A 26,280-nucleotide genomic window follows, 5' to 3' on the forward strand; every position below is an offset into this window, starting at 1 on the left:
CGCAGCTCTCGGGTCTACACGTCGCAGCACTCGTTTGAGAAGCCGGCACTGGTTTGAACACGTGCCACCAGCTCAAACGCGTGCCACGCTCCTAGCCGAAAAGTACGGCGGCCTCGTCGTAGCGGGCTGGTGAGACCCGCTTGAGGCCGATTGTGGCCGATGCGATACTCACGACGTCGATCTCGGTGCCGCGCAGCGACACCATCGACCCCCACTGCGAGTTGTGGATAGCGTCCACCGCCGCCATGCCGAGGCGGGTGGCAAGCACCCGGTCGTAGGCCGACGGTGCGCCGCCGCGCTGGGTGTGGCCGAGCACGGTGGCGCGGCTTTCGATGCCGGTGCGTTCCTCGATCAGCGGGGCGATGACCTCACTGATTCCGCCGAGGCGGGGGCGATGAAATGCGTCGAGGCCCTTGGTGGAGTGCGCTTCCTCCATGCCGGAGAGCAGAAAACCCTCCGAGACGACGATGACCGGGGCCCGGCCGCGGTCACGCACGTGCTCGACCCAGTCGCAGATCTGCTCGATCGACTTGGGCTGCTCTGGGATGAGGATGGCGTGGGCACCGCCGGCCATTCCGGAGTGCAGCGCGATCCAGCCGACGTGGCGCCCCATGACCTCGACGACCATGCAGCGCCCGTGCGATTCGGCGGTGGTGCGCAGGCGGTCGATGGCTTCGGTGGCGATTTCGACGGCGGTATTGAAGCCGAACGAGTAGTCGGTGGCTTCGAGGTCGTTGTCGATGGTTTTGGGCACTCCGACAATGTTGAGTCCGGCCTCGGTGAGGCGATGTGCGGCGGTCAACGTGCCCTCTCCGCCGATCGCGATCACGGCGTCGATGCCGTTGGCGTCGAGGGTGCGCTGGATGTTCTCCGGGCCGCCGTGTTCGCCCTCGAACGGGTTGGTGCGAGAACTGCCCAAAATAGTGCCGCCCTGGCGAGACAGGCCGCGAACGCTGTGACGATCGAGTTCCATGAACTCGCTCTGCACGAGTCCGCGCCAGCCATTGCGGATTCCGACGAATTCGAATTCATGGGTGCGCACACCCTTGAGCACGGCGCCGCGAATGACCGCGTTCAGTCCGGGGCAGTCGCCGCCGCTGGTGAGAATACCGATCTTCATCCGGGTTACAGCTTTCCGTCGAGGGCCTGGCTGAGCAGGTAGATGAGCGCACTCGCCTGCACCGAATCGGTGGCCGAAAACTCTGCCTGGGAACCATCGAGGGCGCGAGCAGCCAGACCCTCTTTGCTGCCGATCAGATCGGCGATTCGCGCATCGATGGTGTGCGCGGCGATGATGCGCCACGCGGTGACCGGCTCATCCTGACCGATGCGGTGCACCCGGTCGATCGCCTGGGTCTGCTCGGCTGCGGTCCAGCTGAGTTCGGCGAGCACCACGTTCGATGCGGCCTGCAGGTTGACGCCGACACCGGCTGCGGTGAGCGAACACACCGCGATCGCGACGTCGGGATCGTTGTTGAAGGAATCAATTGCGACCTGGCGGGCCAAGGCGCTCTGGTCGCCCCGCAGCGAAACCGTTTTCAGGTCGCGCTTGGCGAAGATCTCCTCCGCGGTGTCCATGACGTCGATGTGCTTGGCGAAGAACACCACCTTGCCCACCGAGCGGGCCAGTTGCGCCGCGTAATCCGCCGCGAGCCCGGCCTTGGCCTGACCGATCTTGCGCACCATCGTGAAGACGTTTTCGCCAGTGGTCTGGCCCTTGGAATCTTCGAGCTCAGCGTGAGCGACGGCGCGAATGTAGGCATCCCGCTGGTCTTCGTCGGGAACGGCCGGACCGCCCGAGCCAGCGTGCCGGGCCGCGACGAGCGCCTGAAAACGGGTGACCAGACGGGCACCGAGCTCCCGCTCGGCCTGGCGGATGGATCGGCCGAGGTCATCGTCGAGTTCCACCGGCAGGTCGGCGATGCGCTTGGCCGGCAGATCGGCGGCGACGTCGACCTTTCGGCGGCGCACGATGCCCATGTCAATGACGGCGGCGCGGGCTTCCTTGTAGAAGCCCATGTCGGCCGGGGTCAGGCCGGTCTCTTCCAGACGTTTCAGCAGTGCAGGGGCAGGCTTGTCACCATCGATCCAGCCGAGGAACTGCCAGATGGCGCGAAAATCATCGACGTCGTTGATGAGAGGCGTTCCGGTGAGAGCCATCAGCAGCGGGTTGCCGCCCGGGGTGCGGCGACGAATCTGGTCGGCCAGCGACAGCACGTGTTTGGACCGCTGGGACGACAGGTTCTTGATGAAGTGCGCCTCGTCGACGACCATGCCCTTGAACCCGAGCGTGCCGAGCCAGGCGAGGTGGCGGTCGAGCACGTCGTAGTTCACCACTACAACGTCGGCGAAAGCATCGAGGGTGTCGCCGTCGCCGTGGATGACGGTCGCCCGCCGGTTCGGCGTCCACAGTTCCACTTCGCGCGCCCAGTTCATCTTGACCACGTTCGGCACGATGGCCAGCAACGGGTAGGCATTGGCAACGGATGCCGCCAGCAAGCTTTGCGCGGTCTTGCCGAGACCGGGCTCGTCGGCGAGCAGGTAGCTGCGATGGCCGAGGCGGGCACTCTCAATGAAACGCGCCTGGTGCCGCATGAGCTCCATGCCGCCCGGGGAGAGCCGGTCGAGGCGGGGCGCTTCCGGCATGTCCATACTGGCCGCCTGGCCGCCGGATCCGTACTCGAACGATTTGAACAAGGGACCGAGCAGTTCCCAGTTCGCGAGTCGACGCGGGTGCACGATCGGCTGGGCCGCGGTACTGAAGTCGGGGGCGAGGAACGGGTTGGCCAGCTGCCTGGCCTTCACCGACTGCGGGATGACCTGGTTCTGCAGCACGACCGGTGCTGCCTCGGGCTCCCGGGTGATGATGAGTTCGTCTGGGCTGAGTTCGGCACCGGATTCGAGCAGCCAATCACGCCGAAACCGCTGGGCGACGGTGGAGACGCCAGCGTCGGGTTCGAGCAGGGTGATCAGGCTCGTGTCGCGGGCGGCCGTCTTGGCCAGAATCTGAGCGATCCCATCGAGGCGTTTGAGCAGCTCTGCTCGGTTGGCGTCGGAGAGCTCTTTGTCGCCTTTCACCCGAGCGCGTTCCTCACGCATCAGCAGGGCAATGACCTGGTATTTCGTGCGGTTGGTCGGCCCGAGCTTGGTGCCGGACTGCGCCTTCGCTTCGACCTCGCGCACCTTGCGGGCGAGAATGGGAATGATCGGCGCGTCATCGTCGCGTGAACGCGGGTGAGCCCGATTGCGGGTGGACCCACTACGACCGAGGTTGTTCCGGCTGCTCGAGGCATCGGTGCGGGTATAAGCCATTGTTCTCCACTTCGAAGCAGAACGGTACGGGTACCGGCTGTACGTATCCGAGCGTGCCGGTCACGGCATTCTGGTGTTTCCTGAACGCGCTGTGCGCACATCGTTTCTCTGACATACAGAAACAAGTGGTACATGAAACACAGCACGCGCCCTGATCATAATGCCGGACCCAAGGTCAAGCGGATGCTGTCGCAACGGTGCTGCAGCTATGACAGGTGCTGCCACCGAATGCGAGAGCCAGTAGAGACCTGCTCGAGTTCTCCCAACGCGATAGTAGTCTACGCCCGACGTTCATTCCTTGCGAATTGGCACTTTGGTGCGCAGCCCGACGACGATGAAGATGATCGCCGCGATGAATTGAGCCGAGACCCAGCCCTGACCGCTGAGGTCGATGATGACGACCGGGTTCCACAGGATGGCCATCGGAACGAGGCCGATCAGCCAGTACCAGGAACGTGCCTGAATCACGAAGACACAGATAATGAGTGCCAGAATACTGACCGCGTAGCGAATGATGATGAAACTCTCACCGTCCAGAAGCGCGAGTCCGGCTAGCAGAACGATGGCGCCGAGCAGTCCCGGCGCGAGGGCCGAGCGCGTGAACGTCGGTGCGGCTGGCGTGCCCATTGCCCGTTTCATCAAACGCCTCCCCCGCCGCCGCCGCCGCCTCCGCCGCCCGAGAAACCGCCGCCGCCTCCGCCTGAACTCGAACTGCTGGTGGCGCTACCCGACCAGGACGCCGTCGTGGCGGCCTGGAAGGAGCTGATCGCACCCGCGAAGTACGCCGCCTGGAAAATTCCGGACCCGTAATACCAGTCGGGCTGAGTGTTGCTCTCGGCGTAGTACTGGCTCAGCACGCCAGACCACTCCTTCTCCTGCCCGAACAGTACGGCCAGGGGCAGCACGCGTTCGTAAAGTTTCACGATTTGCACGGAGGGGGCATCCGCTGTCACGGTGCCAAGGCCGAGATTCGGCCGACCTTTCTCCGGCCGACCATTTTCCGGCCGATAGACGGAACGCACGGCTCCCTCCGGACTCTGCAACACTCGCAGCCGATCGGCTTCGGCGAGACCTATATACAACTTGACGCCCTTCAGATAGTCACGCAGTTCTGCACCGCTCTCAGTGAGCGTTCTAAAATTAGCGACCAACGCGATCGTGGCAACCCCGGCCACAATACCCACCACGATGATCAGCAGGGGCCAGAGCCCACCCACCACGGTGATGACGGCGCCCAGGCTGGCCACGATGGCGACGCCGGCGCTGACCACGGCAAGCCCGAGCAGCCCACTGCGCAGGGAGACGTTTTTCTGTTCCCGCAGACCCAGACGCAGAGATTGCGCGCGGCTCGCCGTGCGTTCCTTCGCCAGGGCCTTGCTCAGCGAAATGCTCTTCTTCTTCAGGTCACGCTGGTCGCCGGGCTCTAGTCCGGGAAAGAGCTTGCCGAGAATGCGACTCTCGGTCTCGTCGACACCGTCGGCGTGCACGAACTCGAGCAGAAAGTGACTTTTCTTGTCGCCCGCCTCGAGAATGCGCACGTTGCCACGCACCGCGAAGCTGATGAACTGGGCCGCCATCGCCTTACTCGCGGCACCGACGATGTCTCCGGAGGTGAGCAGGTTCACTCCTCGTGGCGGAAGATACTCGGCGATGATGGTGAATCGACCGCGCGCATCACGCAATCGGGTGGCGCGTAACAACGCGGCAAACACGGCCGTCAGCAGGGCCAGGATCGCGCCGACCAGCCCAATGCTGGGGAGGGCGTTGGCGGTGAAAGAATCATCGCGCGGCACGAAGGTACCCGGCTGGAACTCGACATCGATGGTCAGATTCTCCTGCGGCCCAAGCTGGAGAGCCAGCGCGGAGACGGTCGGTTCAGTATCGGACCCGGTGAAACGGATGCTGTCACACGGCCTATCAGAATCACCCCGCCCCTGAAAACACCGCACCTCGGCGCCCAACCGGTCCACCAGCTCCGGATCGAACCGCACCATTGCGGTGACCTGGCCGAACGGCTGGTCCCATCCGGTACCGTTCACATCCCAGTAGAACTCTTCGGTGTCTGCGTCGTCGGAGTACAGGGTCACGTTGGATTGCGCGTACGTGATCACGTAGGTCTGCGCCCCATGCACAAATTCGTCGGCGGCACTCGTCACGATGAGAAACTCTTCATCGCGGTCTTCGCTGGTGGTCTCGGTGTCAAACGGTCGCGGCGTACCGTTCTCGTCGGTGACGCTCTCGATCACGATGTCGGTGGGGCGTCCCTCGTAGTGCGTGGGAATGGCACGCTGAATGCCGTGGTTTTGGTCGACCTCAAGAAACCGGGCCACGATCGTCTCGACGGTTGTCAGCGTTGACCGGCCGTCGACGTCCAGGCCGAGGTTGTATTGGGCGTCGAAGGAATCAAAGCTGAAGTCGTTGACGTCTGCGCCCACCAGGTTAAGCGTGTTGGTGCGAAGCGGTGCCGGAGCGGTGGCGGCCTGCGCGGGCGGCGCCAGAGCGAACACGTCTCCCCCGATGACCAGAACACCGCTGATCAGCGCACCGAGAGTGAGAACGAGCGCGGGGCGAACCGATCTGAGCATGAGTCCACTCTACCGAGCGTGCGGGCAGCGAACTGCGCGCTCGTGCGGGAAACTCAGGCGTGCTGGATAGGAATTGACGTCGTCGAAGGCGGGCGTTCGAACAGCAGCTCCAGCCCCGGCTTCAGTTCGGCGAGCCAGGCAGCATACCCGGCCGGATTCAGGTGCAGACGATCAATGCCGAGTGCTGGGTCGAGCTCGCCGTCCGGCAGGGCGAGGGTCGGCCAGAGGTCGAGATATTGCACGTGCTGGGTGGGGGCATACTGCCATACGTGCCGGTTTATTGAGCGGATGGTCTCGGCGAAGTCTTGGTCACGAGGCAAGACAGACTGCACCATGATGCGGGTTTCCGGTAAGGCGCGGCGCAGGGTGTGCAGGATGGTTTCAATGTTTCGCACGACGTACTCGTCGGACTTACGCCAGCCGAGATCGTTGGTTCCGACCCCGATCACGATGGCGTCCGGTCGCAACTCAATCACCCGGTCGATCTGGGCGATCACCTCATCGGTGGTGTTTCCGCTGACGGCCAGGTTGTGCACATCGTGCTCGGGAAACCATTCGTCCCATTGACCGCCCGCAACGAGGCCGTCGCCCAGAAAAACGAGAGAAACTGACATAGTGGCCTCCTACTTGTAACCATCATGCCCCGAACCTGACCGAGCCGCCAGAATTCTCAGACTATACGCACGTTCTACTGCAGGTTCAGTGTGCGTCAGAGCCAGAAGCCGGCGCAAGCGCATGCTCCGCCTTCCGCTCCGCTGCAGCGGTCGCCGTGATGCGCGTGGCCATGCCCTCGAAAATAATGCCGTGGAACGGAAGGATCGCCGCCCAGTACAGTCGCCCGCTGAGACCGCGGGGAAAGAACACCGCGCGCTGACGGTAGACCGAGCCACCGTCATCCGTTTCTTTGACGGTCATTTCGAGCCAGGCCCGGCCCGGTACGCGCATCTCGGCGCGGAGCCGCAGGAAACTGCCGTGGTCGATCTGCTCGACCCGCCAAAAGTCGAGGACCTCGCCCGTGTGCAGATGGTCGGGGTTGCGGCGTCCGCGGCGGAGTCCGACGCCGCCGACGGCCTTGTCCATGAGACCGCGAACGGCCCAGGCCAACGGAAAGGAGTACCAGCCGTTCTCACCGCCAATGCTCTCAATGACCCGCCACAGGGCGGCGGGGTCGGCCGTGGTGGTCTTCTCGCGCAGGTCGGTGTACACGGTGTGCCCGGCCCAGTCCGGGTCGCTCGGCAGCTGATTGCTCGACGCCCCCTCGATGGACGAGTTGCGCCAGCTGGTCTCCACATCGCCGTCGCGCATTCGGCCGAGAGCGAGGCGCACCGCCCGGCGATAGCCGGTGAGGCCGTTTTCCGGCTGCGGAATGTATTCGTCGATGTCGCTCTCGGCCACGACGCAGTCGTACTGCAGTGACGCGATTATGGGGATGGCGAGGTTGCGCGGAATGGGCGTGACCAGGTTCACCCACTGTGAAGCCAGCCACGGCGTGAGCACGGGCAGGGCGGCGATGGCCCGCTGTTTGAGGCCCGCCTCGAGGGCATAACCGTTCATCATCTGGCCGTAGCGCAGTACATCGGGGCCGCCGATGTCGAAGGTGCGGTTCACGTCGCTTGGAAGGTCGGCGGCGGCCTGCAGGTAGTACAGTACGTCGCGTACGGCGATCGGCTGGATCTTATTTCGCACCCATTTAGGCGCGGGCATGTACGGGAGCACATCGGTCAGGTGGCGGATCATCTCGAACGACGTCGAGCCGGAGCCGATCACCACACCGGCCTGGAACGCGATGGTCGGCACGCCGCTGGCGAGCAGGATGCGGCCAACCTCCCGCCGGGAGTTGAGGTGCGGCGAGAGTGTGCCGGTCGCGGGATGCAGGCCACCGAGGTACACGATTCGTGAAACCCGGGCTGCGGCTGCGGCCTGTGCGACATTCTCGGCGGCCAGATGCTCGGTCTTCTCGAAATCCCCGGCCGCGCCCATCGAATGCACGAGGTAGTACAACACGTCGATATCGGCGCAGGCGCGCTGTACAGAGGCCAGGTCGCCGAGATCACCCTGCACGACCTCGACCTGGTCGGCCCAGGGCACATCCCGCAGTTTCGACGGGGTGCGCACGAGCACCCGCACGGTGAAGCCGGCCTCCAGGAGTTTGGGGACGAGGCGTCCGCCGATGTAGCCCGTTGCGCCGGTGACAAGTGCTCTGCGTAAGGTCATGCGGCGGAGTTTATCCCGTTCTCCCCAGCCGCCCCTGAGTGGATGCCGCGAACCGGCAGTCCGGTCGAATCAGAGGATTGCCTTGGTGTGCCAGACGGTTTTGAGTTCGGTGAAGGCGAGGATGCGGGACAGGGCGGGAGCCGCGGCATCCGCTCCGGTCTCGGGCGGCAGCACACGCTTGAGCGTGTCGGCGGCGCTGATTTGCAGCTCCACCCAGTCCAGGGCCCCGGCACCGACGAGGTCGAGGGCATTGACGTCGGCGTGGCTGGCCAACCACGGTGCGATCTCGGTCGGGGAACCGGTCACGATGTTGACCACGCCGCCGGGTACGTCGCTCGTAGCGAGCACCTCACCGAGGCTGATCGCAGACAGCGGCGCGAGTTCGTTGGCGACGACGACGACGGTATTGCCCGCGACCAGGGCCGGGGCAATCGCGCTGACCAGTCCGAGCAGCGACTCGCTGCCCTGCGGGGCGATGATCGCCACGACGCCGGTCGGTTCGGGCACGGAGAGGTTGAAAAACGGTCCGGAGACCGGGTTGGCGTTGCCGGCGACCTGCACGTATTTGTCGGCCCAGCCGGCGTACCAGACCCAGCGGTCGATGGCCTCATCGACCTGGGTGCCCGCCACCGCCGCATTCACACCCTCGCAGCTCTCGATCTCGTCGACGAACTGCGCCCGACGGCCCTCCAGCAGTTCGGCAATGCGGTACAAGACCTGGCCGCGGTTGTAGGCCGTGGCACCGGCCCAGCCGCTGAGAGCGCTGCGGGCGGCGACGACGGCGTCCCTGGTGTCCTTACGGCTGCCCTTCGCGGCGTTGGCCAGAAAGTCGCCCTGGTGCGAGAGCACCTCGTAGACCCGGCCGGATTCGCTGCGCGGGAATTTGCCGCCGATGTAGAGCTTGTAGGTCTTGGGAATGGCGAGGCGGTTCACTTGGCGGCCTTCTCTGCTGATGCGGACTTCTTGCTTGCGGATGCCGACTTCTTGCCAGCGGAGGCGACGGCTTGCGGTGTGTGCTCGACGGCCGGGATCGACCGTGAGCCGCTACGCACGGCGGGCTTGAGGTACGCCGAGAGACCGTGGCGGCCGCCCTCGCGGCCGTAACCGCTCTCCTTGTAGCCGCCGAAGGGGCTGGACGGGTCGAACTGGTTGAAGGTGTTCGCCCAGATCACGCCAGCGCGCAGCTTATCGGCGACGGCGAGGATGCGGCTGCCCTTGTCGCTCCAGATTCCGGCGGAGAGACCGTACGGCGTGTTGTTCGCCTTGGCTATGGCCTCAGCCGGGGTGCGAAAGGTGAGCACGGAAAGCACCGGGCCGAAGATCTCGTCGCGGGCGATGCGGTGACTCGTCGACACGTTGGTGAAGATGGTCGGCGCGAACCAGAAGCCGGTCGTAGGAATGACGCAGTCGGTGCTCCAGCGTTCGGCGCCCTCCTGCTGGCCCAGGTCGGACAGTTCTCGAATGCGCGCGAGCTGTTCCGCACTGTTGATGGCACCAATGTCGGTGTTCTTGTCAAGCGGGTCGCCGAGGCGCAACGTCTGCATGCGACGTTTGAGCCGGTCGATGACGTCGTCCTGGATGCTTTCCTGCACCAGCAGGCGGCTTCCGGCGCAGCAGACGTGGCCCTGGTTGAAGAAGATGCCGCGCACGATGCCCTCGACGGCTTGGTCGATCGGGGCGTCGTCGAAGACGATGTTGGCGCCCTTGCCGCCGAGTTCGAGGCTGAGCTTCTTATCGGTTCCGGCGACGGAACGGGCGATGGCCCGCCCGACCGCGGTCGAGCCGGTGAAGGCGACCTTGTTGACGCCGGGGTGGTTGACCAGGGTCTGGCCGGTGCTGCCGTCGCCCGTGATGATGTTCACCACGCCGGCTGGCAGGTCGGCCTGCTGCAGGATCTCGGCGAACAGCAGCGCGGTGAGTGAGGTGGTTTCGGCGGGCTTAAGCACGACGGTGTTGCCGGCGGCGAGCGCCGGGGCGATCTTCCAGGCCAGCATCATGAGCGGAAAGTTCCACGGGATGACTTGGGCTGCGACGCCGAGCGCGGCCGGGTTCGGTCCGACTCCGGCGTGGTCGAGCTTGTCGGCCCAGCCCGCGTAGTAGAAGAACCAGGCCGCGACGAGGGGAATGTCCACGTCGCGGGTTTCCTTGATCGGCTTGCCGTTGTCGAGGGTTTCGGCGACCGCGAGTTCGCGTGCGCGTTCCTGCACTAGGCGGGCGATGCGAAACAAGTACTTGCCCCGGTCGCTACCGGAGAGCCGCGACCAGACCCCGTCGTAGGCGTGACGGGCGGCGGAGACGGCGGCGTCGACATCCGCTTCATTGGCGGTGGAGATCATGGCGATCTGTTGCTCGGTGGCCGGGTTGATGGTCTGAAACGGGGTGCCGCGGCCGGGCGTGAAATCACCGTTGATGAACAGACCGTAATCGCTTTTGAGATTAAGCAGGGCCTGGGACTCTGGGGCCGGGGCGTAGTCAAGAAATTTCATGGTCGTTCCCTAGTCAATCGTCACGTAATCGGGGCCGGAGTAGTGCCCGGTGGTCATCTTCTGGCGCTGCAACAGCACGTCGTTCAGCAGGCTGGAGGCGCCGAAGCGGAACAGGTGCGGCGTCAGCCACTCCTCCCCCACGGTTTCGGCGACCGTCACGAGGTATTTGATGGCATCTTTGGAGGTGCGGATGCCACCGGCCGGCTTCACGCCGATTCGCACGCCGGTGAGGCGGTGCCAGTCGCGCACGACCTCGAGCATCGACAGCGTCACCGGGAGCGTCGCGGCCGGGGCGACCTTGCCGGTGGAGGTCTTGATGAAGTCACCGCCGGCCAGGATGGCCAGCCAGGAGGCTCGGCGCACGTTGTCGTAGGTGTTGAGTTCGCCGGTCTCGAGGATCACCTTGAGGTGGGCGAACGATCCGTCCGCGCGGCGGCAGGCCTCTTTCACGGCGACGATTTCGTCGTAGACCTGGCCGAACCGGCCGGCCAGAAAAGCTCCCCGGTCGATGACCATGTCGATCTCATCGGCGCCGGCTGCGACCGCGTCGCGCACGTCGGCGAGCTTGATTGCGATGGAGGCTCGGCCGCTCGGGAAGGCGGTCGCGACCGCTGCGACGCGCACCCCCTGAACACCGGTACCGTCTGTCCCACCGGCGGCGTGGGTTGAGCCGAGCGCAGTGACGGCGGCGCCGACCATGTCACCGTAGACGCAGACCGCCGCGACGCGCGGGCAGCCAGGGTCCCCAGGGTCTGGCACGAGGGCCTTCGCTACGAGAGAACGCACCTTGCCTGGGGTGTCTGCGCCCTCGAGGGTGGTCAGGTCGATCAGGCCGATGATGGTGTCGATCGCCCAGCGTTTGGAGCTGGTCTTGATCGAGCGGGTACCGAGGTCGGCGGCGCGGGCTTCGAGGCCGACGGCGTCGATTCCGGGGATTCCGTGCAGATACCGGCGCAGGTTCGCGTCGGTGGCCTCCCCGCCGATCAACGCGAGGGCGCGCTGTTCCGGCTGGTAGGTAGCCAGGGGGCTGTGGGTCATGGGGTGTCCTTTTCCTGGAGCAGAGCGTTTGCGGTGTCTTCGTCGGTCACCAGCACGGTGCAGAGCCCGTTGCGGACCACGGCACGGGCGATGGCGTGTTTGGAGTGTCCGGAGATGACCGCGATGGTGTGCGGGGCGCGGCGCAACTGGTCGATTTGAATGCCGACCGTGCGTTCGTTGAGCTCGGGGTCGACGATGCGGCCGTTGGCATCGATGTAGCGGCCGACGACGTCACCGACGGCGCCGCGGGCCACGAGGTCGTCGATCTGGGCCACCGTCAGGTAGCCGCTGTCGACCAGGGCAGAATGCGCATCCGCTTGCCCGGCGCTGAAAACGTAGGCCTGCGCGTTGCGCGCCAGGGCGAGCACCCCAGCGACGGTGCGGTCGGCTTCCATAGCCTGCTTGGTCTCGAGGCGTTCGAAGATGGCGGGACTCGGCAGCAGGGTGGCCGAACCGTCGGCTTTGTGGGCGATGGTCACCGCAGTGGATGCCGCGGTGCCGGTGCGCTGATTCAGGCTGACGCCGCCGTTGATCTGCACCACGTTCACACCCGGCGCCCACCCCTGTTTCAGATGCAGGGAGACGTCGTGCAGGGTGCGACCCCAGCTGATGCCGAGGGTGCGCGGAATCGGGCGGAGGCTGGTGAGATAGTCGGCGGCGGCCTGCGCGGTGCGCGACTGCAGCTCGGCGTCACTCGACACCCCAGCGGAGGAGACCACGATCGCGTCGGTGAGGCCGGTCGATTCCCGCAGGCGGCGTTCGATCGGCAGCCGGCGGGCGCGCGGGTGCACGATCTCGATCCGGATGAAACCGTTGGCCTTGGCACTCGCCAGCAAGCGGCCGACCTTCCACCGCGTCAGGCGCAGAATCACACCGATTTCGTCCTGGGTCTGGTTCTCTTCGTAGTAGAGCTCGGCGGCGCGGATGGACAGGAGTTCGTCGGTGTCGCTCATGTAGAGATCGCGGTCCAATCGTTTGAACCCAGCCTACGGCGGTCTTCCGCGCGAATCAACAGCCGTAGGGATTGTTGCTCATCTGAGCAGGGTGCACAACCTTCTACGATGAGTGCATGCCCGCCATGGAAGCCTCCGCCTATGTTCTCGCCGTCGATGTGGGAGGCACGAAGGTCGAAACGGCCCTCGTGGATGACCACGGAGTCGTCCTCGGCGCCAGCCGACACCGCGCTTCGACCGGGGCGAGAGCGACGAGTGAGGAGCTGGCATTCGCCGTCAGGGGTGTGGTGCTTCAAACCCTGGCGAGCGTGCCTCTGGGATATCCGCTGGTCGGGGTCGGTATCGGCTGTGCCGGGCCGATCCAGCTGCGGCAGGGCGCGGTGTCACCGTTGAATCTGCCGGTCTGGCGCGAGTATCCCCTCCAGGAGCTGGTGGCCGCGCTCGTTCCCGACCTGCCGGTACGCCTGCGCATGGACGGGCTCTGCATCACCCTCGCCGAGCACTGGGTGGGCGCCGGGCAGGGCGTCGACAACCTGATGGGCATGATCGTGTCGACCGGCATCGGCGGCGGCCTGATTCTCGGTGGTGTGACCGCGTCGGGGCCGACCGGAAATGCCGGGCATATCGGCCACATCGAAGTCGGCGGTTTTGGCGACCCGTGCGCTTGCGGCGGGGTGGGCTGCATCGAGGCGATCGCCTCCGGGCCGAAGACCGTCGCCTGGGCGCGTACCCAGGGCTTCACCGGCGAGTCGGGCGAAGAACTCGCGGCAGCGTATGCGGCCGCCGATCCGATCGCGGTCGCCGCCGTCGCACGCAGCGGCGGTGCGCTCGGTCAGGCCATCGCCTCCGCAGCGACCCTGCTCGATCTCGACCTGGTTGCCATCGGCGGCGGTTTTTCCAACGTCACCCCCGATCTGCTTGAGTTTGCCCGGGAGGCGATCAAACGGCGGGTGCAGTTCGCCTGTGCCACCCGGGTGCGGGTGGTGCCGTCAGCACTGTCGGGCGACGGCCCGCTGATCGGTGCTGCGGCGCTGATCCACCGGGCCGAACTGGTGCCCTGAGGGAACCGGTCAGCGAGAGCGTTCCAAATCGTCCTCGAGCATGTGCGGCCGACCGATTACCGTACCGGCGATGATGATCACCAGAGCGGTGACGAGCAGAAAGCCAAGCGGCCAGGTCCAGCCGCCGCTGAGCTCGTGCAACAGACCGAAGACCAGCGGCCCGGCGGCTCCCAGGGTGTAGCCGACGCTCTGCACGAAGCCGCTGAGAGCCACAGCGCCCGCGTGGGTTCGGGTGCGCAGGTTGATCAGAACGAGCGCGAGCGGGAAAAACAACGGCCCCAGACCCGCAAAGCTGACCCAGAGCCAGGTCAGGGTCTCCGGCGCGATCAGGAGACCGAGATCACCAGCCACGAACAGGAACACGCCGATGTAGACGAGCGGCCCGACGTTGGTCATGCGGGCGGTGAGCACCGGAATGATCAGGGCGCAGGGAATACCCATGCCGGCATAGACCGCGAGGAGAGTGCCAGCCTGGGCCGGGCTGACCCCCGCCGTATCGACGAGCAATTGCGGCAGCCAGGCGAACATGGCGTAGGCGTTCAGTGACGAGACCGCAAACACCCCAGTGATCGCCCAGGCGATCGATGACTTCCACAGGCGACCGAGAATTCCAGCGTCGGCCTCGTCGGCGACGGGGCCGGGCGTTCGCGTGGTGCGATGCCGCACGAGCATGGTGATCCACGGCACCAGAGCGAGCAGGGCGAGCAGCATCCACATGCCGAGCGAGAGGCGCCAGCCGGCGGCATCCGCTACCGGAACCGCGATCAGCGGCGGTACGAGGGTACTCAGGGACACGACGGTGACGTACAGGCTCGTCACGAGCCCGACCCGGTCGGGAAAGTACTTCTTGACCAGCGGAGGCAGCAGCACGTTGCCAATGCCGAGCCCGGCGAAAGCGATGACGCTACCGATGATGAGCATGGTGATCGAGCCGGACAGGCCGCGGGTGACGTGGCCGAGCAGGATCGCAACGAGGGCAAGCACGAGTGGTGCTTCCAGGCCGTGTCGGCGGGTGAACAGGGGGGTGAAAATGCCTAAGAGGGCAAAGCAGACCGGTGGGAGCATGCCGAGTACCCCGAGCGACACGGCGCCGAGAGGAATATCGGCGTTAATCTGGGTCACGATCGGCGAGAGCGCGGCGACAGCGGTTCGCAGGTTCGCCGCGACCAAAATGATGCCCAGCAGGGCGAGGCCGCGCCCCGGCCAGAGTCGGCGGGAGACGACGGTATTCACTCAGTCAGTCTAGGGGTGCGGCCACGGTGCGGTCCCGCTGCACCTCGACGGCCAGATTCTTCAGGTCGTCCCAGCGTTCGGGGGCAACAAGGCCGGGCAGCATCAGCGCCCACATCTCGGTCAGGCGCTGGTCGATATCGCCGCGTTTGGTCAGGACGTCAGAGACGACCTGCACGCCGGTGAAACCGGCCGTGAAAAAACGCGCCGCGGCCGCCACATTCACTGTTGGCGTCACGTCCCCGTCGATGATCCCCCGGCGCAAGAACTCCTCGCAGGCGACCATCCAATCGAGATACGGAGCGGAAACGGGCGTGGAGAAATTAACGGCCTCGATGGTCAGGCGCACCCCGGCACTGACGATCACGTCGTCGCGCAGCTGGCGCGCCAGCTCGTACGACATGGAGACGAGCGCGCGCAAGCCCGGCACGTTGTGGTCAAGCAGCGCTCGGCCGGCCCCGACCGATTTCTCATGCTGGGCATCGATGATGGCCACCGCGAGGGCTTCCTTGGAGTCGAAGTGAAAGTAAAGAGCCCCCTTGGTGACCCCGGCGGCAGCGCTCACCTGTGCGAGTGATGTGCTCCCGTACCCGCGTTGTTCGAAAGCTTCCGCGGCGCCGCGAATTATCGCCGCGCGCGTTTCTATCGCTCGTGTTTGTTGTGGCATAAAACCCCCAGGAAAATACTCGTATGCCCAGCGTACCGGGGCGAACTGCCCCCATGCCGTGACCGCCGGCTCCAACTCCACTCCCGCTTGTGGCTGTACAAGAAACATACTAATTGGTATGGTTTCTGACATGGGGAATGTGGGCGAAAATGGCTGGGTGGGCATCGTGGTGGCGCTGGTCGCCAGCGTGATCGTGCTCGCACTGTCGCTCGTCGCTATGATTCAGATCGGGCGGGCCGCACACCTCTGCCCGACCGTTCGCACCAACTGGGCGTTGGCGGTTCTGCTCGCCCCGCTGTTCGGCGCGACAGCCTGGTTTGCCGTGGGCAACCGGCTACGGCTGGATTAGCTCGCGTTCGAGCGGATCAGAATTGCCCGCACCCGCGCGACGTCATCGCGGATTTGCGCGATCAGCGGATCAATACCCGAATAGGCGACCATGCCGCGAATCCGCTCGACGAACGATACGTCGACGACGTGGTCGTAGAGGTCCAGATCGACCTCGTCGAGCACGTACGCTTCAACCTGCTTCTGGGCGACGCCGTCGAAGGTGGGGTTGTTACCCACCGAAATGGCTGCCGGGTAGCGGGATCCGGCATCGCTCAGCCAGCCGGCATAGACGCCGTCGGCAGGAATAAGGCCGTCGGAATCGGCGGACAGGTTGGCAGTGGGAAAACCGAGCTCGCGGCCCCGGGCAGCACCGTGCACGACGACGCCGCGCACGGTGGGCAGGTGGCCGAGCAGCTGGCCGGCCTCGGTCACCGCGCCGCTGCCGAGCAAATCGCGGATCCAGGTGGACGACACACGGCGTTCGCCGTCGGGCTTCACGTCGTCGATCAGGCGTACCTTGTAGCCGAACTCGGTGCCGAGCTCACGGAGCAGGGCAACATCGCCCGCGCCCTTCGCCCCGAATCGAAAGTCGCGACCGACCAGCACGAAGCGGGCATGCAGCGCAGTGACCAGGATGCGCTCGATGAATTCCTGCGGCGGAAGGCTGGAGAGAGCGTGGTTGAACTCGAGCAGCAGCGTGGCATCAACGCCGGTCTCCGCGATCAGGTTGAGTTTCTGCTCGGCGCTAACCAGCGTGCTCGGGCAGTTGGCCGGCGAGAGCAGGGCCAGCGGATGCCGGTCGAACGTGACGACGACGGCCGCGAGTTGTTCCCGGGCCGCGATGGCCTTGAGTTCGGCGATGACCGCGCGATGCCCGGCGTGCACGCCGTCGAACTTGCCGATGCTCACGGCCGAGGCGGGCCAGTTCGCTGGTACCGAGTCGACTCCGTAAAGGGTTTTCATGCAAGGCCCTCGGCCGGGGTGACCGGGTGACGTCGAAGCCACCACATGCCCAGCAGCGGGAGCACGAGCGGAATGAAGATGTAGCCGCTGCCGTAGACCGACCACACGGTGGCATGCTGGAACAAGGCCGGATCGACCAGGCTCAACGTGCCCACGACGAGCACTCCGAGCAATTCGAAGCTGATGGTGATCCAGGCGATGCGGTACCAAAGGGCGCTGCGTTTGATCAGGGCGACCGTGGCGACGATGTAGACGACGGCAGCAAGAGCCGACAGCGTGTAGGCGAGCGGGGCTTCATCGAAAGCCCGTACGATCTGCACGAACGAACGCCCGGTGGCCGCGAGGGCCAGCACACCGTAGACGGCGATGAGGAGTCGGCCGATGCCGCTCACCCGGCTGGAGGGGGCTGGCGTTTCGGTGTCTGATTGTGTCATTGCTCGGCATTCATCTGGTTCGGTAATTATTGCAGCATCCGCAGCGAACCTGGAACCGCGTCAGCTGCCCTGTACGTTCCAGATCTGGTTCATGCGGTACAGCATGACTGCGACCGACAGGCAGGTCACGCCGAGGATGACCGTGCTCCACCGGCTGCGTTCGACCAGGGCCCAGAATCCGGCCACGACCGGCAGCAGGATGGCGCTGACCAGGTAGGTGTAGAACTCGAGCAGGCTACCGGTGGCTGTATTGCCGGCCAGCGGCGCCGCGATCGCGGCCGCGAGCTGCACAATCAACAATAATTCCACGAGGGCAGTCGCTCCCATGGTGAGGTCGGTGGGTTTACGTCCGAACAGGCCGAGGACGACGCAGAGCACCCCGCCGGGCACGGCGATGGCCAGTTGCAGCCAGGTGAACCATTCGATCATGGGGTGCTCGGTTCATCTGGTGGAAAGTTCAGCAGGGACTTGGCTTGGTCGCCGCGGTATTCGACCAGTCCGACCAGGCGGCCGTCGGGAGCGATGGCGGCGACGGGTCCGGTGCGGGAAGCGTCCGGCGCGACCGTGATGCGTTTGCCGAGGCCGAGGTCGATGGCCTGCTCGTGGGTCAACGTGAGGCGTGGGAGCAGCCGGGTGGCGGCATCCGCTGGCGAAATGAGCGCGGCGGCGACGTCGACTCGTTCGAGGGTGGCGGCGTTCTCGATGCGGAACGGCCCGATGCGGGTGCGGCGCAGCACGGTGAGGTGGCCGCCGACGCCGAGCGAGAGCCCCAGGTCGCGGGCGAGAGCCCGAATGTAGGTGCCGGAGGCACATTCGACGCGAACCTCGAGGTCGAGAAATCCGTCGCGGCTGGTGCTGGAGAGCAGTTCGAACACGCTCACGGTCACCGGACGCGACGGCAACTGCACATCTTCGCCCGCGCGAACCCGGGCGTACGCACGTTTGCCGTCCACCTTGATGGCGCTGACCGCGCTCGGCTGCTGGCTAATATCGCCCGTGAGGTCTGCTATGCCGGCCGCGACGGCTGCCGGGGTGATGGCGGCGACCCGCTCTGCGGTGGCGCGGGTGAGGCAGTCGCCCTCCGCGTCATCCGTTGTGGTGGACTGGCCGAGGCGGATGGTGGCGAGATATTCCTTATCGAGACCGACGACATAGGTGAGCAGCCGGGTCGAACTGTTGATGCCGAGTACGAGCAACCCGGTGGCCATGGGGTCTAGGGTGCCGGCGTGGCCGACCTTGCGGGTGCCGGCCAAACGCCGGGTTCGGGCGACAGCGTCATGGCTGGTCCAGCCCTGCGCCTTGTCAATGAGTAGAAGGCCGCTGGTCACTTCCTGAGGGTACCAGCGTGCAACTGGGGCCGCGGTGCGAATCGGCTGATGGGCCGTAGTATGTGAGCCGTGAGAATTGCGGTGATCGGTGCTGGCGCCCTGGGCAGTACGTTCGCCTGCCTGCTCGCGGCCCAGGGGCACGATCTGGTGGTGACCGCCCGCGGAGCTGCCCTGCCGGCGGTTTTGGCCGACGGCATCCGCTTGACCGGGGGCTTCGGTGACCTCCTCGCGCACCCGATCGCGGTTGAACGGCTGGTTGCACCCTGCGACCTGGCGCTGATCTGCACCAAGGCCCAGGATGCCGCGGCGGCGATTACCGAGAACGCCGCCGTACTTGACGGCACCCCGGTGATCATCGTGCAGAACGGGCTTGACGGAGTGGCGACCGCCCGCCGGCTGCTGCCGCGGTCTGACTGTTTCGGGCTGATCACGATCGTTGCCGCTCACTACGAGGGGCCGGGCCGGGTGCGGGTCACGACGGCCGCCCAGAGCTATCTCGGCCGCGGCGACGGCAGAGCGGATGCCGCCACCCGGCATTGGCAGGCGGTGATGCACGCGGCCGCGCCCACCCTGGCGCTGGATAACTTCATCGGTGCGCAGTGGACCAAACTCGTCGTCAACATGCTCAATGCCCTGCCGGCCATAACGGGGATGAGCGTGCAGGACGTGATCGGGCAGGCCGGTCTACGCCGGTTGATGACCCGGAGCATGCGCGAAACCGTGCGGGTGGGACTGGCCAGCGGGGTGCGGTTTGGTACATTGCAGGGGCTTTCGCACCGGCGGCTGCGGTTGTTTGCGCTGGCGCCGGTCTGGGCCGGCCAGGTGCTGCCGCGCTCGTTGCGCGCGCGCATGGGCACTGTGCCGAATCAGGGTTCGACCCTGCAGAGCCTCGCGCGCGGGCAGCGCACCGAGATCGATTTTCTGAACGGCGCGGTCGTGCTGGCCGCGGCGGCGGTCGGGCTGGCCGCTCCGGTGAACGCGCGGCTCACCGATCTGGTGCACGAGGTTGAGCGAAGCGGCGTCTTTCTGACGCCGGCTGACCTACGGAGCCGGTTTCGCTAGCCGCGGTCGGTTTCGCTAGCAGCGGTCGGTTTCGCTAGCAGCGGTCGGTCAGCACGCGGCGCGGGGCCTGCGGGTTGGTCTCGTCGACGACGGCCGACACGATATCGCGCGGGTGTACCTCGGCGAGGTAGCTGGTCTGGGACTCGTTGCCCGGTTCGCCCTCCAGCAGCACGCTGAACAGCCAGAGCCCGTGAAGCTCGGGACGGTTGATGTAGTCGCCGTCGATGATCAGCGTGGCATCGGCGGGCGCGGTCTGCCAGGTTGGCTGGATCCAGGCGTCCCGGTCGGGGTCGAATTCTTCGGTGACGAAGCCGGTGCTGCCGCCCAGGCGAAACGGTTCGACCAGTACCCGGCGCAGCGCCGAGTAGTCGTAGCCGACCCGGTAGAGCCGGTCTGCTGTGTCGTGAGCGAGTCGCTGTTGTTCGGCGCGGGAGTGCTGAAAGTAGCGCAGGCTCGCCCGAAACACGTGTCGTTCCTGTTCCCGAAAGACCGCGGCGAGGTCGTCGGCGAAGGCGGCGCGACGAGCGGCATCCGTTCCGTCGATGGCAATGATTGTGCGGCCACGGCCGTAGTTGTGCAGAATCTCGGCGGCGAGGGTGCGCAGAAAGTCGATGCGCGGTGTGGAAACCAGCTTCATGAACCGAGCCTAGGTTAGAACGGATGAACGTCACACCCTCTTCGCAGACCAATGCGACTTCCGTCAGCGCCACGCTCAACGCCTGGTTCACGGCTAACGCCCGCGACCTCCCCTGGCGCCGGGACGGCTTCGGCGCCTGGGGCATTCTGGTCAGTGAGTTCATGCTGCAGCAGACGCCGGTGAACCGGGTCATCCCCCGGCTGGAAGAATGGCTGGCGCGTTGGCCAACACCCGCGTCGCTGGCCGCGGTTCCGCCGAGCGAGGCGGTGCGGGCCTGGTCCAGTCTCGGCTACCCGAGGCGTGCGCTGTGGCTGCACGCCGCAGCGGTGCAGATCACCGAGCTGCACGAGGGTGTCGTGCCGTCCGACGTCGACGATCTGCTCGCCCTGACCGGCATTGGCGATTACACCGCACGGGCGGTGGCGGCGTTTGCGTATGGCCACCGGCATCCGGTCGTGGACACCAACACCCGACGGGTGATCGCCCGGGCGATTGCCGGCGCCGGCGAACCCTCGCAGCCCAGCCGCGGCCGCGACCTCGACGCGATGGGCGCGCTTCTGCCGCAGAGTGCCCAGGAAGCCACCCTGTTCAACGCCGCGATCATGGAACTCGGGGCGGTGGTCTGCACCAGCCGCAGCCCCCACTGCGATGTATGCCCGATTAGGAATGTGTGTGCGTGGCGCGCCGCCGACTACCCGGAATACACTGGCACCCGCAAGAGCGTGCAGAAGAAGTTCGAGGGCAGTGACCGGCAGGTGCGCGGCCTGATCATGGCCGAACTACGTTCGACGCACCGTTCGGTCACGGATGCCGAGCTCGTCACACTCTGGCCGGATGCCGACCAGCTGCAGCGCGCGCTGGCCAGCCTCGTCACCGACGGCCTGGCGATCCCGGCCGATGGCGGCTTCACCCTGCCGGAGTGAGCGCATCGCGTACGCTGGGGTGGTGACATCAACGACTTCTGCGACGGCTTCACCTGCCGCTTCGCCCGGCTACTCAACCGCCGATGCCCAGTACTCAGCGCTGCTGCGCGACACCCTCGAAAACGGTGCACGCAAGGCCGACCGCACCGGAACCGGCACCCGCAGCGTGTTCGGCCGCCAGCTGCGCTTCGACCTGGCCGAGGGCTTTCCCCTCATCACGACCAAGCGAGTGCACTTCGCGTCGATCGCCTACGAACTGCTCTGGTTTCTGCGCGGCGACTCCAACGTGAGCTGGCTACAGGAAAAAGGGGTGCGCATCTGGAACGAGTGGGCCGACGAGAACGGTGAGCTCGGCCCCGTCTACGGGGTGCAGTGGCGGTCCTGGCCCACCCCCGATGGAGAGACTATCGACCAGATCAGCCAGGTGCTCGACACTCTGAGCACCGATCCGGACTCCCGCCGCATGATCGTCTCAGCCTGGAACGTGGCCGACCTGCCGAAAATGGCACTCGCCCCCTGCCACGCCCTGTTTCAGTTCTACGTCGCCGACGGCAAGCTGTCCTGCCAGCTGTACCAGCGCAGCGCCGACCTCTTTCTCGGCGTACCCTTCAACATCGCCAGCTACGCCCTGCTCACCCAGCTCGTCGCCGAGCAAGCCGGACTCGAACTCGGTCAGTTCGTCTGGACCGGCGGCGACTGCCACATCTACGACAACCACGTCGAGCAGGTCACCGAGCAGCTCTCCCGCACCCCGTTCGCCTCCCCCACCCTGCGTATAAAGCCGGGTCGAGCCAGCCTGTTCGACTACGAGTACGACGACCTCGTTCTGCAGAACTACCAGCACCACCCCGCCATTCGCGGCGCGGTCGCGGTATGACACTCGGCCTGATCTGGGCGCAGACGCGCGAAGGCGTGATCGGCGCCAACGGGGTCATGCCCTGGCATCTGCCGGAAGACCTCGCCCATTTTCGTGCCGTTACGAGTGGCAGCGCCGTCATCATGGGCCGGCGCACCTGGGATTCCCTCCCCGAACGCTTCCGCCCCCTGCCCGGCCGACAGAACATCGTGATCACCCGGCAGCAGGGCTGGGCAGCGGAGGGGGCATCCGTAGCGCACACCCTGGAGGACGCTCTCGCCATTACCTCGAGTGTCGTCTGGGTGATTGGCGGCGCCGAAATCTACCGGCTCGCTCTGCCCTTCGCCGGCATTCTCGAGGTGACCGAGATCGACGCCGACATCCCCGGTGATACCCACGCGCCCGCACTCACCGCTGCCTGGACCCGGGTACACACGGACCCAACCAGCGGATGGCTCCGCTCCACCACCGCACTCCGCTACCGCTTCGCGCGCTACGAGCGCACCCCTGCCCACCGCTAGCCCGCCCTACGCCCTAGCCCGCCGTCGTCCCCGAAGCAAACCCCTCGAAGCGCAGCCTCAACGAGGACGGGGCCCAGGCCCCGTGCAGAATGCTGGTGGTGCTAGTGCTTCGCGGTGCTCGCGGCGTCGGACTCGTCCGACTCATCGTCATCCGAGTCGTCGTCGAGGTCGTACTCGCGCGGCTTCTTGTACGGGTCGGCGTCACCGGCGTACGTCGCCGTGCCCTTGCTGTCTTCGGTCGCCGTATCGCGGTCGTGCGCTTCGCGCAACAGGTCGTCGATCAAAGCCGCGTTCTCCGGGATACCGTCGGCGATGAACTCGATCGACGGCGTGAGCCTCGCAGTGATGTTCTTGCCGACCTCACTGCGCATCAGGCCGGTAGCGGCCTTCAACGCCGCTGCGCTGTCGGTGCGCTCCTCGATCGAGCCGTAGACGGTGTAGAACACCGAGGCGTGCTGCAGATCGCCCGTGACCTTCACGTCCGTAATGGTCACGAACCCGAGCCTTGGATCGCGCAGACCGCGTTCCAGCCGCTTGGCAATGATGACCTTAATGCGGTCCGCCATCTTTCTGGCGCGTTCCGGATCTGCCATTTCGATACTCCTTGTTAGCGGGGCCCGAAGCGCCCGGTAATTCTGTTTTTTCACCGCATTAAACGGATGTTGCCTACCCAACTGAGGGTCGGAGCAAATTTCCCCCGAAAAGGGAATCGGGGTAGGGGTCCCCGCTCTTTCCTTTTCGGGGGAAATTTGCGGAGACCCGACCCAATGCCGAAGTCGGGCTCCGTGAAGAGCCCGACCCCAACCAAACCGCGAGTTAGACGCGCGGTTTTTCCTTCATTTCGATGGTCTCAATCTCATCGCCAATTCGGATGTCGTTGAACTTGCCCAGTCCGATACCACACTCGAAGTCCGTACGGACCTCGGTGACATCGTCCTTGAAGCGACGCAGCGACTCGATGCCCAGGTTGTCCCCCACCACGATGCCCTCGCGAATAACGCGAGCCTTGGCATTTCGGGTGATGGTACCGGAGCGCACGATGACACCGGCAACGTTTCCGAACTTCGACGAGCTGAAGACCTCTCGAATTTCGGCGATACCGCTCTGGACCTCTTCGTACTCGGGCTTGAGCATTCCCTTGAGGGAATTCTCGATGTCCTCGAGGGCGGAGTAGATGACGGAGTAGAACCGCACGTCGACGCCTTCGCGAGCAGCACGCTCGCGGGCCTTCGTGTCGGGGCGAACGTTGAACCCGATGATGATGGCGTTGTCGACGGTAGCGAGGTTGACGTCGCTCTCCGTGACCGCACCGACACCACGGTGGATGATGCGCAACTGAACCGAATCGTCGACCTCGATCTTGAGCAGCGACTCTTCCAGGGCCTCAACGGCACCAGAAACGTCACCCTTGATGATGAGGTTGAGCGACTCGACCTTGCCCTCTTCGAGTGCACGGGTGAAGTCTTCGAGGCTGATGCGCTTGCGGGCCTTGGCCAGCAGGGCGTTGCGCTCGGCGGCTTCACGCTTTTCAGCGATCTGACGGGCAGTACGGTCTTCCTCGATAACGAGGAAGGTGTCGCCGGCGCGGGGAACGCTCGACAGACCCTGCACCTGGACCGCGCGGGACGGCGTGGCGGCGAGAACGGCAACACCGTTCTCGTCGGCCATCGCACGGACGCGGCCGTAGGCCGTTCCGGCGACGATGGAGTCTCCGACGTGCAGCGTTCCGGACTGGATCAGCACGGTTGCCACCGCGCCGCGGCCCTTGTCGAGGCGAGCCTCGATGGCGACACCACGGGCATCCTTGTTCGGGTTGGAGCGCATGTCGAGTCCGGCGTCAGCGACTAGGAGCACAGCGTCAAGGATTTCCTTGATGCCGGTCTTGTTCTTGGCCGACACGTCCACGAACATGACGTCTCCGCCGTACTCTTCGGCGACGAGACCGAATTCGGTGAGCTGCTGACGCACCTTCTGCGGGTTGGCACCGGGCTTGTCGATCTTGTTCACTGCAACCACGATCGGCACGTTGGCGGCCTGGGCGTGGTTGAGTGCCTCAATCGTCTGCGGCATGATGCCGTCATCGGCAGCGACTACGAGAATGGCGATGTCGGTGACCTGCGCACCACGAGCACGCATGGCGGTGAACGCCTCGTGGCCCGGTGTGTCGATGAAGGTCAACGCGCGGTCGATGCCCTCGTGCTCGGTGATGATCTGGTACGCACCGATGTGCTGCGTGATTCCACCAGCTTCGCCCTCGGCGACCTTGGCGTTACGGATCGCGTCAAGAAGCGCGGTCTTACCGTGGTCGACGTGACCCATGACAGTGACAACGGGAGGACGAATCTCAAGGTCTTCATCGGTTTCGTCTTCGAGTTCCTGGTCGATGTCGATGTCGAACGCGAGCAGCAGCTCACGGTCTTCGTCATCTGGCGACACCATCTGAATCTTGTAGCCGAGCTCGCTACCGAGCACGTCAAACGTGGCCTCATCGAGGGACTCCGTTGCCGTGGCCATTTCACCGAGGTGGAACAGTACGGTAACGAGGTTTCCTGGGCTCGCGTCAATTTTGTCAGCAAAGTCCGTAATGGATGCTCCGCGACGCAGACGCACAACGGTTCCACCGTCGCCGCGGGGTACGGATACTCCACCCAGCGACGGGGCCTCGCGCAGCTCGAACTCTGCTCTCTTCGTACGCTTCGATTTGCGAGCCTTGTTCTTGCCGCCACCGCGACCGAAGGCACCAGCGGTGCCACCGCCCGGGCCGCGACCGCGACCGGCTCCGCCTCCTCCGCCGGCAGGGCGAGGCGGGCCGAAGCCGGGAGCTCCGGCGGGAGCGCCGGGACGAGTGAATCCGGGGCGGGCGGCGCCGGCTCCACCCGGAGCGCCGCCCGGGCGCTGGAAGGCACCTGGCCGCTGACCGAAGCCGGTCGGGCGTGCAGCCTGGCCGGGTCCGCCGGGGCGCGGGGCACCCGGGCGAGGTGCCGGAGGGCGCGGAATGTTGCTCGGCGTAGGTGTTGCGGGGCGCTGGCCCATGCCCTGAGCACTCGCGAACGGGTTGTTACCCGGACGCGGCGGCTGAGCCGGGCGCTGGCCCATGCCCTGGTTGCTGGCGAACGGGTTATTGCCCGGTCGGGCAGCTCCGGGGCGAGGCATACCCGGCTTGACCGGCGTAGCCGATCCTTCCGTGGTCTTTGCGTCTGGAGCATCGGTGCTGGGCTTGTCGGCGGCCTCTGCTGCGACGACCTTATCGGCGGCGGCAGCCTTTTCGGCAGCGGCAGCCTTCTCGGCGGCCTGGGTCTGGCGCTCGGCAACGGTGAGGGGTGCCACCGGAAGGGGCGCAGCATCAACTGGAGCGGCAGACTCGGCGACAACCGGGGCGACCGGTTCAGCCGCAGGCTTCGGGCCCGGACGAGCGCCCGGCTTGGCGCCGTGGCTCGGACGAGCCGGCGTTGCGGTACTGGTAGCACCGGCAGCAGCAGGCGTGGGCGTTGCAGCCTTTGCGGCAGCGCTTGCCGACTCGAGAGCGGCGCGAAGGCGACGCGCTACTGGCGGTTCAACACTGGAAGACGGTCCTTTGACGAACTCGCCCATTTCTTTCAATTTAGCAAGGACATCCTTGCTTTCGAGTCCGAGTTCGGTAGCGATCTCGTGCACGCGTGGTTTCGCAGCCACAATTCTCC

General features: G+C 65.6%; 25 protein-coding genes. 6 read left to right on the forward strand and 19 right to left on the reverse strand.

Annotation, left to right across the window (positions count from 1 at the left end):
* Positions 1-91: 91 nt before the first annotated feature.
* From CJ028_RS05965 to CJ028_RS06010, 10 genes are all read right to left on the reverse strand, one after another.
* Entirely contained in the window at positions 92-1,120 is a 1,029-nt protein-coding gene (locus CJ028_RS05965) for a 6-phosphofructokinase (RefSeq protein ID WP_105034364.1), read from the reverse strand.
* A 5-nt stretch (positions 1,121-1,125) separates the two neighbouring features.
* The gene (locus CJ028_RS05970) at positions 1,126-3,312 is read right to left on the reverse strand and encodes a DEAD/DEAH box helicase (RefSeq protein WP_105034365.1); all 2,187 of its coding nucleotides are present in this window, start codon (positions 3,310-3,312) and stop codon (positions 1,126-1,128) included.
* Between the two features lie 291 nt (positions 3,313-3,603).
* Positions 3,604-3,939 carry a DUF6804 family protein gene (locus tag CJ028_RS05975; protein WP_105034366.1) on the reverse strand — a complete coding sequence of 112 codons (336 nt, stop codon included), beginning with the start codon at positions 3,937-3,939 and terminating at the stop codon, positions 3,604-3,606.
* Between the two features lie 11 nt (positions 3,940-3,950).
* Positions 3,951-5,897, reverse strand: coding sequence for a DUF2207 family protein (locus CJ028_RS05980; RefSeq protein ID WP_105034367.1), 1,947 nt, complete (start codon positions 5,895-5,897; stop codon positions 3,951-3,953).
* Between the two features lie 53 nt (positions 5,898-5,950).
* Positions 5,951-6,511: a GDSL-type esterase/lipase family protein gene (locus CJ028_RS05985; RefSeq protein ID WP_105034368.1), complete on the reverse strand. Its 561-nt coding sequence runs from the start codon at positions 6,509-6,511 to the stop codon at positions 5,951-5,953.
* 85 nt (positions 6,512-6,596) lie between these two features.
* Entirely contained in the window at positions 6,597-8,111 is a 1,515-nt protein-coding gene (locus CJ028_RS05990) for an SDR family oxidoreductase (protein WP_105034369.1), read from the reverse strand.
* A gap of 69 nt (positions 8,112-8,180) precedes the next feature.
* Positions 8,181-9,044, reverse strand: coding sequence for an aldehyde dehydrogenase family protein (locus CJ028_RS05995; RefSeq protein ID WP_105034370.1), 864 nt, complete (start codon positions 9,042-9,044; stop codon positions 8,181-8,183).
* Positions 9,041-10,597 carry an aldehyde dehydrogenase family protein gene (locus CJ028_RS06000; RefSeq protein WP_105034371.1) on the reverse strand — a complete coding sequence of 519 codons (1,557 nt, stop codon included), beginning with the start codon at positions 10,595-10,597 and terminating at the stop codon, positions 9,041-9,043. Before CJ028_RS06000 ends, CJ028_RS05995 begins: the two co-directional genes overlap by 4 nt.
* Before the next feature lie 9 nt (positions 10,598-10,606).
* Positions 10,607-11,635, reverse strand: a complete 1,029-nt coding sequence (gene deoC / locus CJ028_RS06005) for a deoxyribose-phosphate aldolase (RefSeq protein WP_105034372.1) — start codon at positions 11,633-11,635, stop codon at positions 10,607-10,609.
* On the reverse strand, positions 11,632-12,588 hold the full coding sequence (locus CJ028_RS06010) for a sugar-binding transcriptional regulator (protein ID WP_105034521.1): 957 nt from the start codon (positions 12,586-12,588) through the stop codon (positions 11,632-11,634). Before CJ028_RS06010 ends, deoC begins: the two co-directional genes overlap by 4 nt.
* 116 nt (positions 12,589-12,704) lie before the next feature.
* Between CJ028_RS06010 and CJ028_RS06015 the strand changes: the two genes are divergently transcribed.
* On the forward strand, positions 12,705-13,649 hold the full coding sequence (locus CJ028_RS06015) for an ROK family protein (protein WP_105034373.1): 945 nt from the start codon (positions 12,705-12,707) through the stop codon (positions 13,647-13,649).
* A 9-nt stretch (positions 13,650-13,658) separates the two neighbouring features.
* Here CJ028_RS06015 and CJ028_RS06020 read toward each other — a convergent pair whose 3' ends face one another.
* A complete protein-coding gene (locus tag CJ028_RS06020; RefSeq protein WP_105034374.1) occupies positions 13,659-14,882 on the reverse strand; it encodes an MFS transporter in 1,224 nt (407 codons plus the stop codon).
* 4 nt (positions 14,883-14,886) lie between these two features.
* Positions 14,887-15,711, reverse strand: a complete 825-nt coding sequence (locus CJ028_RS06025; RefSeq protein WP_105034375.1) for a ScbR family autoregulator-binding transcription factor — start codon at positions 15,709-15,711, stop codon at positions 14,887-14,889.
* Between CJ028_RS06025 and CJ028_RS06030 the strand changes: the two genes are divergently transcribed.
* Positions 15,665-15,895 carry a hypothetical protein gene (locus tag CJ028_RS06030; RefSeq protein ID WP_161498906.1) on the forward strand — a complete coding sequence of 77 codons (231 nt, stop codon included), beginning with the start codon at positions 15,665-15,667 and terminating at the stop codon, positions 15,893-15,895. The two genes, CJ028_RS06025 and CJ028_RS06030, sit on opposite strands and share 47 nt — an antisense overlap.
* On the opposite strand, the gene CJ028_RS06035 is transcribed toward CJ028_RS06030, so the two are convergent.
* Genes CJ028_RS06035 through truB form a run of 4 tightly spaced genes read right to left on the reverse strand, consistent with a single transcriptional unit; the run spans position 15,892 to position 18,601 of the window.
* Positions 15,892-16,839 carry a bifunctional riboflavin kinase/FAD synthetase gene (locus CJ028_RS06035; RefSeq protein WP_105034377.1) on the reverse strand — a complete coding sequence of 316 codons (948 nt, stop codon included), beginning with the start codon at positions 16,837-16,839 and terminating at the stop codon, positions 15,892-15,894. The two genes, CJ028_RS06030 and CJ028_RS06035, sit on opposite strands and share 4 nt — an antisense overlap.
* Positions 16,836-17,273: a hypothetical protein gene (locus tag CJ028_RS06040; RefSeq protein ID WP_105034378.1), complete on the reverse strand. Its 438-nt coding sequence runs from the start codon at positions 17,271-17,273 to the stop codon at positions 16,836-16,838. The genes CJ028_RS06035 and CJ028_RS06040 overlap by 4 nt, the downstream gene beginning before the upstream one ends.
* Before the next feature lie 60 nt (positions 17,274-17,333).
* Complete coding sequence (locus tag CJ028_RS06045; RefSeq protein ID WP_105034379.1) at positions 17,334-17,702, reverse strand: hypothetical protein; 369 nt, start codon at positions 17,700-17,702, stop codon at positions 17,334-17,336.
* Positions 17,699-18,601, reverse strand: a complete 903-nt coding sequence (truB, locus tag CJ028_RS06050) for a tRNA pseudouridine(55) synthase TruB (RefSeq protein ID WP_105034380.1) — start codon at positions 18,599-18,601, stop codon at positions 17,699-17,701. Before truB ends, CJ028_RS06045 begins: the two co-directional genes overlap by 4 nt.
* Before the next feature lie 69 nt (positions 18,602-18,670).
* Here truB and CJ028_RS06055 point away from each other — a divergent pair, with 69 nt between their 5' ends.
* Positions 18,671-19,663, forward strand: a complete 993-nt coding sequence (locus tag CJ028_RS06055) for a ketopantoate reductase family protein (RefSeq protein WP_105034381.1) — start codon at positions 18,671-18,673, stop codon at positions 19,661-19,663.
* A gap of 34 nt (positions 19,664-19,697) precedes the next feature.
* Here the strand turns inward: CJ028_RS06055 and CJ028_RS06060 are convergent, their stop codons facing one another.
* Positions 19,698-20,300 carry a nucleoside/nucleotide kinase family protein gene (locus CJ028_RS06060; protein ID WP_105034382.1) on the reverse strand — a complete coding sequence of 201 codons (603 nt, stop codon included), beginning with the start codon at positions 20,298-20,300 and terminating at the stop codon, positions 19,698-19,700.
* Between the two features lie 23 nt (positions 20,301-20,323).
* Here CJ028_RS06060 and CJ028_RS06065 point away from each other — a divergent pair, with 23 nt between their 5' ends.
* The 3 genes from CJ028_RS06065 to CJ028_RS06075 are packed head-to-tail and all read left to right on the forward strand — an operon-like array spanning position 20,324 to position 22,600.
* Positions 20,324-21,223: an iron-sulfur binding domain-containing protein gene (locus CJ028_RS06065; protein ID WP_105034383.1), complete on the forward strand. Its 900-nt coding sequence runs from the start codon at positions 20,324-20,326 to the stop codon at positions 21,221-21,223.
* A gap of 22 nt (positions 21,224-21,245) precedes the next feature.
* A complete protein-coding gene (locus tag CJ028_RS06070) occupies positions 21,246-22,100 on the forward strand; it encodes a thymidylate synthase (RefSeq protein WP_240607125.1) in 855 nt (284 codons plus the stop codon).
* Positions 22,097-22,600 (forward strand): dihydrofolate reductase, encoded by a 504-nt coding sequence (locus CJ028_RS06075; RefSeq protein ID WP_105034385.1) that lies wholly within the window; start codon positions 22,097-22,099, stop codon positions 22,598-22,600. The genes CJ028_RS06070 and CJ028_RS06075 overlap by 4 nt, the downstream gene beginning before the upstream one ends.
* Before the next feature lie 101 nt (positions 22,601-22,701).
* Here CJ028_RS06075 and rbfA read toward each other — a convergent pair whose 3' ends face one another.
* Both rbfA and infB read right to left on the reverse strand, forming a co-directional pair.
* Complete coding sequence (rbfA, locus tag CJ028_RS06080; protein WP_105034386.1) at positions 22,702-23,193, reverse strand: 30S ribosome-binding factor RbfA; 492 nt, start codon at positions 23,191-23,193, stop codon at positions 22,702-22,704.
* A gap of 223 nt (positions 23,194-23,416) precedes the next feature.
* Positions 23,417-26,272, reverse strand: a complete 2,856-nt coding sequence (gene infB / locus CJ028_RS06085) for a translation initiation factor IF-2 (protein ID WP_105034387.1) — start codon at positions 26,270-26,272, stop codon at positions 23,417-23,419.
* Between the last annotated feature and the right edge of the window lie 8 nt (positions 26,273-26,280).

Source organism: Cryobacterium aureum (assembly GCF_002954245.1).
GTDB classification, from domain to species: Bacteria; Actinomycetota; Actinomycetes; order Actinomycetales; family Microbacteriaceae; genus Cryobacterium; species Cryobacterium aureum.

Excerpts from the sequence above, each read along its gene's own strand:
- CJ028_RS05965 (WP_105034364.1), bottom strand. The coding sequence starts at position 1,120 with ATGAAGATCGGTATTCTCACCAGCGGCGGCGACTGCCCCGGACTGAAC.
- CJ028_RS05970 (WP_105034365.1), bottom strand. The coding sequence starts at position 3,312 with ATGGCTTATACCCGCACCGATGCCTCGAGCAGCCGGAACAACCTCGGT.
- CJ028_RS05975 (WP_105034366.1), bottom strand. The coding sequence starts at position 3,939 with ATGGGCACGCCAGCCGCACCGACGTTCACGCGCTCGGCCCTCGCGCCG.
- CJ028_RS05980 (WP_105034367.1), bottom strand. The coding sequence starts at position 5,897 with ATGCTCAGATCGGTTCGCCCCGCGCTCGTTCTCACTCTCGGTGCGCTG.
- CJ028_RS05985 (WP_105034368.1), bottom strand. The coding sequence starts at position 6,511 with ATGTCAGTTTCTCTCGTTTTTCTGGGCGACGGCCTCGTTGCGGGCGGT.
- CJ028_RS05990 (WP_105034369.1), bottom strand. The coding sequence starts at position 8,111 with ATGACCTTACGCAGAGCACTTGTCACCGGCGCAACGGGCTACATCGGC.
- CJ028_RS06000 (WP_105034371.1), bottom strand. The coding sequence starts at position 10,597 with ATGAAATTTCTTGACTACGCCCCGGCCCCAGAGTCCCAGGCCCTGCTT.
- deoC (WP_105034372.1), bottom strand. The coding sequence starts at position 11,635 with ATGACCCACAGCCCCCTGGCTACCTACCAGCCGGAACAGCGCGCCCTC.
- CJ028_RS06010 (WP_105034521.1), bottom strand. The coding sequence starts at position 12,588 with ATGAGCGACACCGACGAACTCCTGTCCATCCGCGCCGCCGAGCTCTAC.
- CJ028_RS06015 (WP_105034373.1), top strand. The coding sequence starts at position 12,705 with ATGCCCGCCATGGAAGCCTCCGCCTATGTTCTCGCCGTCGATGTGGGA.
- CJ028_RS06030 (WP_161498906.1), top strand. The coding sequence starts at position 15,665 with ATGGTTTCTGACATGGGGAATGTGGGCGAAAATGGCTGGGTGGGCATC.
- CJ028_RS06025 (WP_105034375.1), bottom strand. The coding sequence starts at position 15,711 with ATGCCCACCCAGCCATTTTCGCCCACATTCCCCATGTCAGAAACCATA.
- CJ028_RS06035 (WP_105034377.1), bottom strand. The coding sequence starts at position 16,839 with ATGAAAACCCTTTACGGAGTCGACTCGGTACCAGCGAACTGGCCCGCC.
- CJ028_RS06040 (WP_105034378.1), bottom strand. The coding sequence starts at position 17,273 with ATGACACAATCAGACACCGAAACGCCAGCCCCCTCCAGCCGGGTGAGC.
- CJ028_RS06045 (WP_105034379.1), bottom strand. The coding sequence starts at position 17,702 with ATGATCGAATGGTTCACCTGGCTGCAACTGGCCATCGCCGTGCCCGGC.
- CJ028_RS06060 (WP_105034382.1), bottom strand. The coding sequence starts at position 20,300 with ATGAAGCTGGTTTCCACACCGCGCATCGACTTTCTGCGCACCCTCGCC.
- CJ028_RS06065 (WP_105034383.1), top strand. The coding sequence starts at position 20,324 with ATGAACGTCACACCCTCTTCGCAGACCAATGCGACTTCCGTCAGCGCC.
- CJ028_RS06075 (WP_105034385.1), top strand. The coding sequence starts at position 22,097 with ATGACACTCGGCCTGATCTGGGCGCAGACGCGCGAAGGCGTGATCGGC.
- rbfA (WP_105034386.1), bottom strand. The coding sequence starts at position 23,193 with ATGGCAGATCCGGAACGCGCCAGAAAGATGGCGGACCGCATTAAGGTC.